The following is a 15527-nucleotide window of genomic DNA, read 5'->3' on the forward strand; positions in this document are numbered from 1 at the left end:
TCTTTCCAGAACACCTCTCTTTTTTCTACATATAAATCTTTTTTCTTACAAAAGATTTATTCTCCTTTTTTTATATGTTAGCGTTTTCAAATAACTTCAACACCTTATATAACGGCGTTCAATCTCTGTATAAAAAGATTTTTGAATATTTTCTCAACTTATGCTTGTCAAACATTGTCAATTTATATTAAAATAACAACAACATACAAAATATTTAGTCTTTTCAGAAAAGATGGAGGGATAGCCATGAAGAATCCACTTCTTCGCATTGAAAACTTACAGACTTCCTTTCGCATACAAGATCAATATCATGCCGCAGTAGATAATGTTTCGTTAACTGTCCATGAAAATGAAATTGTCGCGATAGTTGGTGAATCTGGTTGCGGAAAAAGTGCACTTGCCCTTTCTATTATGCGACTGCATAATGAAGAAAATACAAAATTACAAGGGCAGCTTAACTATAGAGATAAGGATTTACTAACTATGTCGACCGCAGAAATGAATAAAGTACGCGGATCAAACATCGGCATGATTTTCCAAGAACCTCTTACAGCACTTGATCCTCTTATGACAGTTGGAAAACAAATCGAAGAAAACTTAGACTACCACACAAGTCTTTCAAAAGTTGAAAAGAAAGAACGCACCTTAGAACTACTCCATCAAGTTGGTATTCCAAAACCAGAACTTACATATAAACAATACCCACACGAATTATCTGGCGGAATGAGACAAAGAATTGTTATCGCAATTGCAATTGCTTGTAACCCAGCACTCATTATTGCGGATGAGCCAACAACGGCTCTTGACGTAACCATCCAAGCACAAATTTTAGACCTACTAAAATCTATTCAAGAACAAACGAAAATGGGCATCATTTTAATTACTCATGATTTAAGTGTTGTCGCAGAAACAGCCGATCGTATCGTCGTTATGTACGCTGGACAAGTTGTAGAAACAGGAAAAGTTGAAGAGATTTTTAATAACCCTCTTCACCCATATACTCGTTCTCTATTAAACTCCATTCCATCTGCGTATGCTGAAAAAGAAAAATTGCATGTAATTCAAGGGGTGGTTCCTTCGTTAGCGAAGCTTCCTCGCACAGGTTGTCGCTTCCAAGCTCGAATTCCATGGATTAGACCTGATCAGCATGAGGAAAATCCAATTTTACATGAAGTAAAACCAGACCACTGGGTGCGTTGTACTTGCTACAAGCATTTCAACTTCCAAGATAAGAAAGGAGATGACGTAACTCATGGCACTGCTTAAAGTAGAAGATTTAAAAGTACATTTCCCAATTAAAGGCGGTTTCTTCGGCCGCACATTAGACTACGTGCGTGCTGTCGATGGTGTAAGTTTTGAATTACAACCGGGTGAAACATACGGGATCGTTGGTGAATCAGGAAGTGGTAAATCAACAACGGGTAAAGCAATTATGCATTTAACAAAAGCAACAGAGGGTAGCATTCATTTTAATAATAGAGATTTGACAAAGTTAAGTCGCTCTGAGCTACGTGAACAAAGAAAAGATATTCAAATGATTTTCCAAGATCCGTATTCATCATTAAATCCGAAGAAACGTGTTCTCGACATTATTGCTGAGCCTCTTCGAAATTTTGAGAAGCTCTCACCTGATGAAGAACGTAGAGCAGTTCAAGAATATCTTGATAAAGTTGGTCTAAATCCAGAGTCAATTTATAAATATCCACATGAATTTTCCGGTGGGCAAAGGCAGCGGATTGGTATAGCACGCGCTCTTACATTAAAACCGAAGCTTATTATCGCTGATGAACCTGTATCAGCACTAGATGTTTCTGTACAAGCTCAAGTATTAAACTTCTTGCAGGATCTACAAGCTGAGCTCGGACTAACGTACTTATTTATTAGTCATGATTTAGGTGTAATTCGTCATATGTGTGATCGTATCGGTGTTATGTATCGCGGACGTATTGTGGAAGAAGCAACTAGTGCAGAAATTTATAGTAATCCGCAACATATTTATACGAAGCGCCTAATATCAGCAATTCCTGATATTAGGCCTGAAAACAGAGAGAGACAGCGTAAGCTCCGTCAACAAGTAAGCTCTGAATACGAGAAATCATACGAAAATTATTTCAATGAAAACGGTCGGGCTTATGATTTAAAGCCAATCTCGCCAACGCACCGGGTGGCATTACCATAAGGGAGTGATAAAACATGTGGAAGTTTATATTACGGAGATTTTTAGTAATGATCCCGCAATTATTCGTGTTAAGTATACTTGTCTTTCTACTAGCTAAAGCAATGCCAGGCGATGCCTTAACCGGCAGAGCAGTAAATAATCCAAAAGCAGATCCAAAGGTTATTGAGGAACAACGTGAAAAGTTAGGTTTAAATGATCCTGTCACAACACAATATGTTCGCTGGGTTACAAATGCTGTGCAAGGTGACTTTGGTATTTCCTATGCACATAAAATGAAAGTAACTGATTTAATTGGTGAACGACTTGGAAATACAATTTGGTTAGCAATTCTTGTCCTTGTTCTTACTTACGTGATTGCAATTCCACTCGGTGTAATAAGTGGACGTTGGACTGATACATGGGCAGATCGACTCATTACACTGTATAACTATTTAGGACTTGCTACACCACTATTTATATTTGCATTAATCATGCTCTTCCTGTTCGGATTTAAGCTTGCAATATTCCCAACCGGTGGTAGTGTAGATCCTCAAGTTGCAACAGGTACATTCGCTTACTATTTAAGTAAATTGAATCACATGATATTACCAGCTTTATCTGGGGCATTAATTGCAACAGTGGGTACAATCCAATATTTACGAAGTGAAATTATCGATACGAAACATAAAGATTTTGTACGCACAGTAAAAGCAAAAGGTGTTCCAGAATCGAAGGTTTATTCTAGACATATTTTACGTAATTCATTCTTACCAATTGCAGCGTTCTTAGGATACGAAATTACAAGCGTGGTTGCAGGATCAATTTTTCTAGAAAGCATCTTTAGTTATCCTGGTATTGGTCAATTATTTATGCAGTCTATTTCTCAACGTGATTTTAGTGTCGTAACTGCACTCGTTTTATTTACTGGATTCGCAACGCTACTCGGGACTCTTCTTTCCGATATTATTCTAAGCATCGTTGATCCACGTATTCGTATTGATTAATGGAGGTGAAGAAACGTTATGTTAGCAAATCCCGAAAAACAAACTGAAGTCGTTCATTACGAAAAAAGTCCTTCTGGCTTTTCTGTCATGTGGCGTGAATTTCGTAAAGATAAATTAGCAATGTTTTCACTTTTCTTGTTGGCAATCATACTGATAGCCGTTTACACAACTTCCTTCATTATGAAGCAGGAGGATATTGTAAAAGTTGATTTATTTTCTATCTACTCCCCACCATCTAGTGAACATTGGTTAGGAACTGATTACGGTGGTAGAGATATTTTTGGACAACTTATTATTGGAACAAGAAATTCATTTACCATTGGACTTGTAATCACTATTCTCTCCTGTTTGATTGGTCTTTCTATCGGACTAATCGCTGGTTACTTTGGTGGAGCTGTTGATAACATCATTATGCGTATTATTGATTTCAAACTTATTTTACCTTTCCTAATGCTTGTTATCGTACTTATCACAATTGTTCCAGTCTTTAATGTTACTGTATTTATTTTGATCATGAGTATCTTCCTATGGACAGGAAAGGCCAGGTTGATTCGTTCAAAAGTATTGACCGAAAAAGAATTGGACTATGTATCTGCTTCCAAAACATTAGGTACACCAAACTGGAAGATCATGATGTTCCAAGTATTACCTAACTTAAGCTCTATTATTATCGTAAGCGTTACATTAAACCTTGCTGGAAACATTGGCATAGAATCTGGACTAACTTTCTTAGGTTTTGGTCTACCTGAGAGTACACCGAGCCTCGGAACACTTGTTAGTTATGCAACAAATCCTGATGTTCTACAAGAAAAATGGTGGATCTGGTTACCTGCATCACTCATGATTTTAGTGTTGATGCTGTGTATAAATTTTATCGGTCAAGCGCTACGTCGCTCAGCTGATGCGAGACAAAGAAAAGGTTAAGGGGTGGAGACAATGACAAACAAACCAAAATTTTTCAAGGTATTAAGTACACTTGCAGTTTCAACATTACTACTTTCAGCGTGTGGGGGCAGTGGAGGTAGTGAAAAAACGAGCAGTACAAAAAAGGTAGACACTAGCAAATTTAATGAAGTCGTTAAAAACGAAAAGAAAGAAATTAAAGATGGCTCATTGACATATGGGCTTGTTTCTAACACACCATTTGAAGGACTTTTAAACTTCGCTGTATATGAAGGTGATCCTGACAACCAAGTCATTACTTTCTTTGATGAACCATTATTAGACAATGATAAAAACTGGGAATACAATAACGAAGGTGCCGCTACTTATGAAATATCAGCAGATAAAAAAACAATTACATTAAAAATTAAAGATAACGTAAAGTGGCATGACGGAAACCCTGTAACAGCTGAAGATTTAGAATATTCTTACCTTGTAATTGGTAGTAAGCTGTATGCAGGATCTCGCTATGATACTCAAATGCAAATGATTGAAGGAATGACTGATTATCACGATGGAAAAACTGACAAAATTTCCGGTGTAAAAGTAATTGATCAAAAAACAATTTCATTTACATTTAAAGAGCCAAATCCTTCTGTAAAGACTGGACTTTGGACATATCCTCTGCACAAAAAATACTTAGCAGACGTACCAATTGATAAATTAGCAGAATCTGATAAAATCCGTAAAAATCCAATTGGTTTCGGACCATTTAAAGTTAAGAAAATCGTTCCTGGAGAATCTGTTGAATTTGAACGTTTCGATGATTATTGGGGCGGAAAACCAAAACTTAAAAATGTAGTCTTAAAAGTTGTAAATCCATCTATCGTTAATGCTTCATTGAAAAATGGTGACATTGACATCGCAGAAGTAAGTGCTGATCAATATCCGAACGTAAGTAAATTAAAGAATGCACAACTAGTTGGAAGAACAGATTTATACTACAGCTACATCGGCTTTAAATTTGGACACATGGATAAAGAAAAACGTGAAATGGTAATGGATAAAGATACATTCAAAGATGTTCGTTTACGTCAAGCGATGGCTTATGCAATTGACCGAAAAGAAATCGGTGAAAAATTATACCACGGATTACGTTATCCTGCTAACTCACCAATTTCACCAGCTTCACCTAAGTTCCACAATAATAAAGTAGGTTCTTATGATAAAGATGTTGAGAAAGCGAAAAAATTATTAGACGAAGCTGGATATAAAGATAAAAACGGTGATGGTTTCCGTGAAGACCCTAATGGTAAAGAAGTGAAACTTAACTTCTTATCAATGAGCGGTAGTGATGTAAGTGAACCTCTTGCAAAATTCTTTATTCAATCTTGGAAAGAGATTGGCATTAAAGTTGAACTTCTTGACGGTCGTTTACATGAATTTAACTCCTTCTATGATAAGCTGAAGAAAGATGATCCTGCAGTCGATCTATATGCTGGTGCTTTTGGTACTGGTTCTGATCCAGATCCATCTGGCCTTTGGGGACCTGATGCAAGCTTTAACTACCAAAGATGGTCAAACCCTAAAAATACTGAGTTATTAAAAGAAGGTCTTTCTCCAAAAGCTGCTGATGATAAATATCGTACAGAAGTATATGATAAATGGCAAAAACTAATCCATGATGAAGTACCAATGATTCCACTTCATTATAAGTTCGATCTAAAGGGTGTCAATAACCGCGTAAAAGATTATAAATATACACCAGAAGATCAATACAAATGGGGTAAAGTTAGCGTAACAAGTGATAAAGCAGAAACAGAGAAATAAGAATAAAAATAGCTCCTGGCGCTAATTTACATGCCAGGAGCTATTTTTTATTTATAATCCTTCTCTTGCTATTAATAGCAACCAATTCCTTCCCGACTCTACTATTAAAAGATTTGATGAATCATCTTTATTACAACAGCTAACGTAACAGATGCAGCAAATCCCCCTAAACAAATAAGACTGACACCTTGGCTATATGATAAACTTTGAAATGCTTTCATCTTTTTCATCCTCCCTCTCTCCCCTTCGATATGTTTATTTTACCAATGGAATAATTTTCATAACATCGATTTCACTAACAACAAACTTACAAATTTGTAAGTTAACAAATTCCCTTTAAAGTTATATATCTAGTATGTCCAAGCTCTCTCCTTTTATACGTCAAAAAAGACCTCGAATTACATCAAGGTCTTGCTTACACTACGAAATTTCTCACTCAATTTATTTTATAATCATCACCGGACATTTCACTCGTTTTGCTATTTTATGACTGACACTACCAAGCACCATCTCTTGCAATGTATTTAATCCTCTACTGCCAGCGATAACAAGATCTATATCCCCTGTATTTACATATTGAACGATCGTATCTCCAGGATCACCATGTAATATTGTAATTGTATAAGGAATGTTCTCTTTCTTTAATAAAACTTCAATCTCTTTTAATTTATCTTTTCGGCTAGCCGATATTGTTTCTAAATCTGTTTGACCTTGTATAATATCTGATTTTGCCGTTCTATTATCTACTACGTACACAACTTCAACATTTGTTTCTTCATTAAATTTCGCAATATATGTTGCATGTTCCGCTGCCCGAAGTGCATGTTCAGAACCGTCACATGCTAATATAATTTGTTTGTACATATGCTGAATCCCCTTTTCGTTATCCTACTCGTATTATATAATAAAGCCCCCTAAAAAGGAGGCTTCTAACTTGCAATTCTTTTATTATAAGTAGCTAAATTTGAAATGATTTTCGAGCTTCGTTCATTTAATCCCGTTATACTTACTTTCACGCCACTTTGTTCATACTTCATGATAACTTTATCAATTGCGGCTACTGCTGAATCGTCCCATACGTGTGCGTGGGTAAAATTCAACTCAATTTCTTTTCCATCTTCATTGAATGAAAAATTATTTATAAAGTCTGCTGTAGATGCAAAGAACAGTTGACCGTGAATTTCGTATATTTTCTTATTTTCAATATATAAATGTTTCACGTGAATCTTTGCCATATTGAAAGCAAATAAAACTGCACTAATTACGGTTCCGATAATTACACCTAGTGCTAAATTATGTGTAATTAAGACAACCATAACTGTTACGATCATAACTAATGCATTTCCTTTCGGTACTTTATGAATCGTTGTTACAGAGTTCCAATCGAATGTTCCGATTGAAACCATAATCATAACTGCAACTAAAGCTGCCATCGGAATATGAACGACATAGTCACCTAAAACAAACAATAATACGATTAAAAATCCACCCGCTACAAATGTTGATAAACGACCTCGTCCACCTGATTTAATATTAATAACAGATTGTCCAATCATTGCACATCCTGCCATTCCTCCGAAGAAACCAGCGACAATGTTTGCAATACCTTGCCCACGTGCTTCCTTATGTTTATTACTTTCCGTATGCGTCATATCATCTAAAACTGAAGCTGTTAATAATGACTCGAGTAAACCAATAATTGCAAGCATAACTGCGTACGGTAAAATAATCCCTAATGTCTCAAGTGTAAAAGGTACGTTTGGAATGCTAAAGAACGGTAATTCTTTTGGCAGACTTCCCATATCCCCGACTGTTTTTAACTGTAATCCGCTCATAAGTGCAATACTTGTCACGATGATAATTGAAATAAGTGTAGACGGTACCGCCGTCGTAATACGTGGAAATACATATATAATTGCAAGTCCTAATGCGACAAGTGCATACATTTGCCAAGTTGCATTTTTAAAATGTGGCAATTGTGCTGTAAAAACTAAAATTCCAAGTGAATTTAAAAAGCCACTCATAACAGATTTAGGAACAAACTTCATAAATGAGCTCAGTTTGAACACGCCAAAAATAATTTGGACAATACCCGTTAATATTGTTGTAGCAAATAAGTATTGCAAACCGTGATCTTTAACGAGCGTTACCATTAATAATGCCATTGCACCTGTTGCAGCTGAAATCATTCCAGTTCGTCCGCCAACAAATGAAATGGTAACTGCAATACAAAAGGCTGCATATAACCCAACGGTCGGATCCACGCCTGCAATAACAGAGAAAGCAATCGCTTCAGGAATTAACGCTAAAGCAACGACAATTCCTGATAGCACGTCCCCTTTCACGTTGGAGAACCAATCATTTTTTATCGTTTGAAACAAAATACCACTCCTCTACTCTTTTCTCATTTGATTTTCTCCATAAGAAAATCTAAGCCGACTGCACGAAGGCTATTATATAACGAGTAGAGAGATTTTTGCTATGTAAAAGTTTCCTAAAGAAAAAGACGCTACCTTAGTAGCGCCCTTGCTCATTATATTAATGTCCACCGTGCCCTTGACCACTTTCTTGCACAATCTCTAACCTCTCATCCAATATACCTTGTGTTTCAAATGAAATATCACTCGTACTTCCTAATAAGAAACCGTGGTTATACGGTCCAAGTGTTGGGTCATCTTTAAACTTCGGCTGAATACTAGCAAGGAAGTCATACACTGGTTGTGAAGCTTTTCCTTCTTCTAACAATACAACAGGTGCGTGTTTACCCATATGCGAAAAAGGTGCTCCTGCAACTGCTAAGTCTGGTGTTTTGCTTGAAACAAATGATAAACCATGACCTGGTTTGGTGAATCCCCAGCCAAATTTCGTTTTTGTATCTTTAAATTTCGCAAAGGCAACGGAATTTTCTGTTGGGGTTTCACCACTAATACGCGTTACTTTACCGTATTTACTTAACTCTTTTTCTACAGTTTTTGAAATAATTTTTTCTGGTCCTAATACATATATATTCGCTTTATCTTTTCTCATCTTTAATGCCTCTATCGTCGCTTCTGGCACCTTATCTTTTTCTGTATATAAAAGCGGTTCTGGCATATGAGAGATCCAATTTACAGCTGGTGTTGTATATAAACGCCCTTCTTCTTCAGACGAACCGATAATAACACTATTTGGATAGCTTCCTGTTATATCGGCATATTCTTTATCCACATCTTTAGCAAATATAGCTGGATCCGTTTCTTTTATTTGCTTTACTTTATATTCTTTTAATTGCTCTAGGATAGATGCACCTACATCCCCCATCACCATAATTTGTGTGCCATCTTTCGTTCCGAGCGGATTTAATCGTTGTATTTCTTTTAACGTCATTTCGGGTACCTTTTCTTTTTCTATAAATAAAATCGGCCCGTTATTCGGATGATGAATAAGATCCGCACTCGCAATACCTAATTGCCATTCGTTTACTGGTACTAAAATAATAGCGCCTGGCTGATTCTCTTTATGCGTTGCTGGCCATATCGTTTGCGAAGTTAATACTGCCATTTGCAAAGAATCGTTTGTGTTTAATCTCGTTACATTTTTTAAACTTGTCGTTAATAAATTATTCGATGCCTCTTCGTTCATTTCTTTTGGCGCAGTTACCTCCTGATTCATTTTCATTTCCTTTTGCTCTGTTTTTTTCTCTTCTTTAGATTCATGATTTTTATGATCCGTGTTCGTTTGTCCACATGCAGCAAGACCAACTGCCGTAATTATTGTTATCCCAAAAATTCGGGTCATCTTTTTCACTATACCGCCTCCGTATAAATCGTTTTCGAGCCAATATGATTACCTAAAATGGAATTTCAACTTTACAATAACAAGCAATTCTGAAGAAATTATGCAGATGCATAATAATCTGCACCATTTCTTCATAATTTTGACTTACAATTTAAGTAATAACAACAAATGCGGAGGTACTCTATGGTCGATATACTACTCGTAGATGATGAGCCGAGAATGCTTGAATTATTAACGCTTTATCTTACTCCAATCGGATACAACTGCGTATGTGCAGTATCCGGGGAAGAAGCTATTTCACATATAGAAAATCGAAACTTCAAATTTGTTTTACTCGATATCATGATGCCAAAGATTGATGGTTGGGAAACGTGCAAAAGAATTCGATCCTTTAGTAACGTTCCTATCATTATGGTAACGGCCCGTGATCAAACAGTAGATGTCATTCAAGGGTTAAAACTTGGAGCGGATGATTACGTAACGAAACCTTTCCATGAAGAAGAGCTTTTCGCAAGAATTGAAGCTGTTTTAAGGCGAACGAATCAACACGCGCAAATCCAATATCACGGTATTTTATGGGATGAGGCAAAGCATTTCATCTCTGTCGATAATGAAGAGCTTCTTCTCACTCCAATCGAATTCTCTTTACTCGGATTATTTTTACGTCATGTGAACTACGTATTAAGCCGTGATCAGCTCATTGAACGAATTTGGGGACTAAATACAAATACAGAAGATAGAACAGTCGATTCACATATTCGTAATTTGCGTGATAAATTACGAAAAGTAAATTTCCCTATTGATCACCATTTAAAAACTGTTTACGGAGTCGGGTATCGATGGGTTGATACTCTAGAGTAAGGAGCAAAACGATGAAGCGAATTTCTATTCAACTCGGATTTTATTTTTTAATTGTTACACTTTTAATCGAAAGTGTTCTATTTGTCTTGCTTTATTATAGCCTTGTCAACAATAGAGTAAATGAAGAAATGACGGCTTTATTAAAGCGTGGAAATAGTCACCGAGATGTCCTTGAAAAGTATTTTGATAAACAAACAATCTCCCATGTTGCACTAATGGAATCCGAAGCCGAAACCACTGTCGTTATTACAAATGCAAATAAGGATGTGCTAGCTAAATCCAATGAAATAAATACTACGATAAAAAAGCATATTGAAAAGATGCAAACACGGACAGATCATGATGGAGCAATTATAGAGAATCATTGGAAAACATCTAATTATATATGTACAGTTAGCCCTATTGTAGTGGCTGGAAAAACGGAAGGCTATGTATATATGTTTCTCGGAACGGAATCAATCGTGGAAATGGTTAACGGGCTAACGAGACAATTCATTATTGCCGGAGTCATTACGTTTCTATTAACAGTCATCACCATCTTTCTATTATCACGGTTGTTAACAAAACCATTGTTACACATGAAACATGCCACTGAAAAAATGAGTAAAGGCGATTTATCTGTTTCGTTAACGACTACTCGAAATGACGAAATTGGTGAACTAGCATCGTCTATTCAAACGCTTGCTAATGATTTACATTATATGAAAACAGAGCGAAGTGAATTTCTAGCAAGTGTTGCTCATGAATTACGAACACCGTTAACATACGTAAGAGGTTATGCTGACATCGCTTTAAAAGAAACCACATCTCCTGAGCAACGTTTGCGATATTTATCTATTATAAAAGATGAGTCTGATTATATTACGAACTTAGTTCAAGATTTATTTTCACTTGCACAAATGGAACAACATAATTTTTCTATTCAAGTAAAGGAAGTGCATTTACACACAATCCTGACTCGCATAGCCAAAAAAGTAAATGCCATGTATAAAGAAAGATACATTAAAGTTTCTTTCTCTTGTCCTCCTACATTGCTAGTAAATTTAGATGAACAGCGATTTGAACAAGTTATAATAAACATTTTAAATAACGCTTATAGACATTCAAAAGAACATTCTCATATAAATATTTCTGTTACAGAAGAACATAAACGTATTTCCATTACAATTGAAGATGAAGGCGAAGGTATTCCGCCTGAAGACGTCCCTCACATTTTCGACCGCTTTTATCGAGTTGATAAAGCAAGATCACGAGCTACAGGCGGGACTGGTTTAGGGCTATCTATCGTAAAAGAAATTGTAGAACTACACGGCGGGAATGTTACTGTAACGAGCGAAGTCGATCACGGGTCTTGCTTTATCATTTCATTACCATCTATACAAAAACACGACTACTGATGGTAGTCGTGTTTCTTTATCATTTTACTTTATAATATAAATTTACAAATTGCCCAAAACGTTTCGTATCCGTTAAAGTTAAATTAATTTCTGGATTCTTGTCTTGAAATAACGGAACTCCAGAACCTAATATATGCGGTGTAATCGTAACGATATATTCATCAATTAGATTATTTTTAAAGAACTCCCTCAGTAAACTTCCTCCACCAACCATCCATATTTTAGATCCTTCTTGTGCTTTTAACCTTTTAGTAAACTCCACTACATCTTCATTTACAAACTCCACGTTTCCGTCTGAGCCCTTTTCTGAACGAGAAAAAACATAACATGCTTTATCTAAGTACGGAAATGTTTCTGTATGCTCTACTACATAATCGTACGTTTTCTTTCCCATAATTATTGTATCAATCGTTTCGTACATTTCTGTATAACCGTTATCTCCCTCTCCTTCCGTTTCCATTAACCACTGTAAATCATCATTTTCTTTCGCAATATATCCATCTAAGCTCGCTGCAATAAATAAAACTATTTCACGTGACATATCTTTTCCTCCTTGCATCTCATCTTGATAACATATGATGTAAACAATATACTAACAATAAAACATGACACTTTATGTCACGTTAAAAAGAAAAAGGTGATACATTTGTCAAAAGCTAAACGCTTATTAGATATTCTTATATTTGCTTCTGCAAAAAAAACATTTACAGCTCAAGAAATAGCTGATGAATTTAATATTTCCGTTCGTACGGTTCATAGATACATTTTAGATTTAAGTGATATGGGGTTACCTATTTATGCTGAACAAGGTCGCAACGGCGGCTATAAAGTATTAACGAATAAAGTAATTCCCCCTATTTTATTTACGGAAGAAGAAGCTGTCTCCATCTTTTTTGCCTTTCAATCTTTAAGCTACTACCGAGACCTGCCTTTTAATACAGAGATCAATTCTGTTACGCATAAACTATATAGCTCTCTACAAGATGATGCGAAAGCGAAAGTTGATAAAATACGATCTTATATCGCCTTTTGGAATCCGAAAAGGACAATTGATACACCTCTTTTAAACGACGTGTTAACTACCGCTATTGAAAATAAAAATTTACACTTTCAATACGAATCTAAATCGGGGATAAAAACAAAACATGTTCACCCTATCGGTGTATATGCTCATGACGGGCTATGGTACTTACCATCCTACGACTTTAGTAGAAAAAAAATATTACTGTATCGCGTCGATCGTATTCTCTCTATATTATCCACAGAAGAAAATGAAGATACATTCATGAATTTAGACGAGTGGTTTACCTCTAACTCTAACGTAGTACACAGTCCTACTCAGTTACATGTTTTACTGACGACAGAAGGTTTACGCCAATGTAAAAGCGTACCTTATCTTGAAGAATTCGTTGTAGCAAACGAAGACGGGACAGGATATATACATTCAATAATTGATAAAGGTGAAATTAATTTTATTACGCCTTTATTTTATAGGCTTGGAAAAGATGCAAAAGTGTTAGAACCGAAAGAATTGATAGATGGTTTACGTATACGTGCGAAAGAAATTTTACATATGTATGAGGACGAAAAAAGCTGCTAAATATAAGCAGCTTTTTTCGTCGATTTATTTCTATTATTTTGACTGTTGACGAATATCGAACCACCAACGATTTTTCTCATTCATATTCTCAGTGCCACTAGACCCACTGTAACGGAAAGCATCCAAAAAGATTGAATCTAACTTGTCCTCATCTACAAAATAACCTAGGTTAACCTTTACCGTTTGTCCCGGTCGGATACTACCAATATTATAAAAGCTTTTCCCGTCTCCGTGAGGTTCTAAATAATCAACTTCGCCCGTCATAATATTTTTTTCCGCAATTCCAGCTCTTTCACCGTAATTCCATGCATTCCCCTTACTTTTAAGCACTTGTAGGGATGGATGCATATAGATTTCTTTTGTTTCCTGTTTACCTATATTTTTCACTGTTGTTGTCAAGTAGACAAATTTAGGCTGAATTAATCTCGACTCTACTAATTGATCAATTGAATCTTTACCATTTCCAAATTTATATTCATCCCGTCTATATGGTATCAATTGTCCAGCTTGATCCAAAGCCTGATTCTCGCTTAGTATTCCTAAACCAAGTTCATTAAAGTTTTCTTGTTTAAAATCTTTAATGGAATCAAAAACTTCAACTTTTTCTATCACATATTCAATTTTACTGTTATCCATGATAATCGTTACTGGAACTTTTTGTCCTATATGAAATAGTCGTTTACTATCTTTTTTCAAAGGAATCACCTTAGTTTTTTTAGGCTTACTTTCTTCGCTAAAATACTTTTTATCATAATCTGTTATATGTGATGCCTTTTCTTTTGACGTAGGCTCAAGGGAAATGTTCCCTAACACATCCACCATTTGTTCTTCGTTTATATCGTTTCCAATATAACTTTGTAACATGATCCCCTCTTTCTCAAAAAAGAGAAAGACCTCTCTGTTAAATGCTAAATTGTTGTTTCCATTTTCTTTATTGACGATCACTGCTTTCTTGCCATTTATCTCTTTCTCTTCGTAGCTTTTTGAGTACAGTGTTTTAAAATTCGAATCTTTTCCTACTCTCCAAAGAATGAATGAAAATCCACCCTTTGCGTAGTTATCTTTAAATGAATATTTCATAGCACTGTCATCAATTGCTTCCATATTTTCTGGCAATTTACCAACCTTCAACTTATACCACTGATCACTCTTTTTCGAATCCTTATTTGTTAAGGAAACATTTACTTCGTAATTTTGTTTTTGAACAATCATATTATAGACTTTCACTGCACCAAAAACAGTTGTCGGCATACCAATCAATAAGCAAGCAGCAGCGATTAACATACGATGTCTTTTACGCTTTTTCTGCGGTTGTCCATCTTTCAGCTTCATTTCCTCCATAAACAATTTCTTTTTGCGCGTATATGTATGTGAAAATTCATGTTGTTCTTCGGATTTATCAAAATCATCTAAAGCAATTTTTTCAGCAAGTTCATATATTTCTTTGGAGTTCTTTGAATTCGTCATGTTGTATACCTCCTATCATATTTTGGACTCGCTTTCGAGCGCGTTCAAACTGTTTACGGACATTTGCCTCCGTTATCCCCATGACACTTGAAATTTCTTGATACGTTAAGTTATAGAAGACTTTGTACTTAAACACCTGTCTGTTAGATTCATTTAACTCTTTTAGCAATGTATCAATTTGAACCTCAGACATTTTACGTTTTTCCCACTCTTCAATATTTTCATCTACTGCTTCTGTTGATTCTCTTTCATATTCTTCTAAAAATGTTTCATGTCGTTTATTTTTCCGGTAACTATCAATCGCCTTGTTTTTCGCGACCCTCAAAATGTAGCGTTTAAGCTCTTCAATGCTCAAGCTATGGAGCTTTTCCAAGTTTTTATAAAGAGTAATAAACGTCTCTTGAACCGCATCTTCAGCCTGCTGAATATTATTTAAAATAGAATAAGCTACATAATAAATTTTTTGTTCATACAACTCGTATAGCTCTTCCATCTTTTCATAATCGTTGTTTGTAACTTTCATATAATTCCTCCTCTCACTCTATATAACG

At 35.6% G+C, this 15527-nt stretch carries 15 protein-coding genes; 8 read left to right on the plus strand and 7 right to left on the minus strand.

All coding sequences use genetic code 11. The features are described from left to right. The first annotated feature begins 246 nt into the window (after positions 1-246). From FOT98_RS18525 to opp4A, 5 genes are read left to right on the plus strand one after another with little or no spacing between them, the layout of a single operon-like run. Entirely contained in the window at positions 247-1266 is a 1020-nt protein-coding gene (locus tag FOT98_RS18525) for an ABC transporter ATP-binding protein (protein WP_063261567.1), read from the plus strand. Beyond that, on the plus strand, positions 1253-2179 hold the full coding sequence (locus tag FOT98_RS18530) for an ABC transporter ATP-binding protein (RefSeq protein WP_001196373.1): 927 nt from the start codon (positions 1253-1255) through the stop codon (positions 2177-2179). The genes FOT98_RS18525 and FOT98_RS18530 overlap by 14 nt, the downstream gene beginning before the upstream one ends. 14 nt (positions 2180-2193) lie before the next feature. Continuing rightward, positions 2194-3162: an oligopeptide ABC transporter permease gene (opp4B, locus tag FOT98_RS18535; RefSeq protein WP_033708606.1), complete on the plus strand. Its 969-nt coding sequence runs from the start codon at positions 2194-2196 to the stop codon at positions 3160-3162. Between the two features lie 18 nt (positions 3163-3180). Beyond that, positions 3181-4086 (plus strand): ABC transporter permease, encoded by a 906-nt coding sequence (locus FOT98_RS18540; protein ID WP_061183804.1) that lies wholly within the window; start codon positions 3181-3183, stop codon positions 4084-4086. Positions 4087-4098: 12 nt separating this feature from the next. Next, positions 4099-5874: an oligopeptide ABC transporter substrate-binding protein gene (gene opp4A, locus FOT98_RS18545; RefSeq protein WP_061676349.1), complete on the plus strand. Its 1776-nt coding sequence runs from the start codon at positions 4099-4101 to the stop codon at positions 5872-5874. 104 nt (positions 5875-5978) lie between these two features. Here opp4A and FOT98_RS18550 read toward each other — a convergent pair whose 3' ends face one another. From FOT98_RS18550 to FOT98_RS18565, 4 genes are all read right to left on the minus strand, one after another. Then, positions 5979-6104 (minus strand): DUF4027 family protein, encoded by a 126-nt coding sequence (locus FOT98_RS18550; RefSeq protein WP_080467657.1) that lies wholly within the window; start codon positions 6102-6104, stop codon positions 5979-5981. A gap of 211 nt (positions 6105-6315) precedes the next feature. Continuing rightward, on the minus strand, positions 6316-6738 hold the full coding sequence (locus FOT98_RS18555) for a universal stress protein (RefSeq protein ID WP_063261568.1): 423 nt from the start codon (positions 6736-6738) through the stop codon (positions 6316-6318). A gap of 65 nt (positions 6739-6803) precedes the next feature. Next, positions 6804-8255: a SulP family inorganic anion transporter gene (locus tag FOT98_RS18560; RefSeq protein WP_063261569.1), complete on the minus strand. Its 1452-nt coding sequence runs from the start codon at positions 8253-8255 to the stop codon at positions 6804-6806. Positions 8256-8412: 157 nt separating this feature from the next. Continuing rightward, the gene (locus tag FOT98_RS18565) at positions 8413-9660 is read right to left on the minus strand and encodes a cell wall-binding repeat-containing protein (protein ID WP_063261570.1); all 1248 of its coding nucleotides are present in this window, start codon (positions 9658-9660) and stop codon (positions 8413-8415) included. A gap of 174 nt (positions 9661-9834) precedes the next feature. On the opposite strand from FOT98_RS18565, the gene FOT98_RS18570 reads away from it, so the two are divergent. Continuing rightward, a complete protein-coding gene (locus tag FOT98_RS18570; protein ID WP_063261571.1) occupies positions 9835-10512 on the plus strand; it encodes a response regulator transcription factor in 678 nt (225 codons plus the stop codon). A gap of 11 nt (positions 10513-10523) precedes the next feature. Then, positions 10524-11909: a sensor histidine kinase gene (locus FOT98_RS18575; protein ID WP_063261572.1), complete on the plus strand. Its 1386-nt coding sequence runs from the start codon at positions 10524-10526 to the stop codon at positions 11907-11909. A 19-nt stretch (positions 11910-11928) separates the two neighbouring features. On the opposite strand, the gene FOT98_RS18580 is transcribed toward FOT98_RS18575, so the two are convergent. Beyond that, on the minus strand, positions 11929-12450 hold the full coding sequence (locus tag FOT98_RS18580) for a dihydrofolate reductase family protein (RefSeq protein WP_063261573.1): 522 nt from the start codon (positions 12448-12450) through the stop codon (positions 11929-11931). 96 nt (positions 12451-12546) lie between these two features. Here FOT98_RS18580 and FOT98_RS18585 point away from each other — a divergent pair, with 96 nt between their 5' ends. Further along, the gene (locus FOT98_RS18585) at positions 12547-13509 is read left to right on the plus strand and encodes a helix-turn-helix transcriptional regulator (RefSeq protein WP_457548265.1); all 963 of its coding nucleotides are present in this window, start codon (positions 12547-12549) and stop codon (positions 13507-13509) included. A gap of 33 nt (positions 13510-13542) precedes the next feature. On the opposite strand, the gene FOT98_RS18590 is transcribed toward FOT98_RS18585, so the two are convergent. Then, complete coding sequence (locus tag FOT98_RS18590; protein ID WP_063261575.1) at positions 13543-14976, minus strand: DUF4367 domain-containing protein; 1434 nt, start codon at positions 14974-14976, stop codon at positions 13543-13545. Continuing rightward, positions 14942-15499, minus strand: coding sequence for an RNA polymerase sigma factor (locus tag FOT98_RS18595; protein WP_063261576.1), 558 nt, complete (start codon positions 15497-15499; stop codon positions 14942-14944). Before FOT98_RS18595 ends, FOT98_RS18590 begins: the two co-directional genes overlap by 35 nt. Positions 15500-15527: the final 28 nt, after the last annotated feature.

It is taken from the genome of Bacillus sp. HY001 (assembly GCF_007558965.1).
Taxonomy (GTDB): Bacteria; Bacillota; Bacilli; order Bacillales; family Bacillaceae_G; genus Bacillus_A; species Bacillus_A mobilis.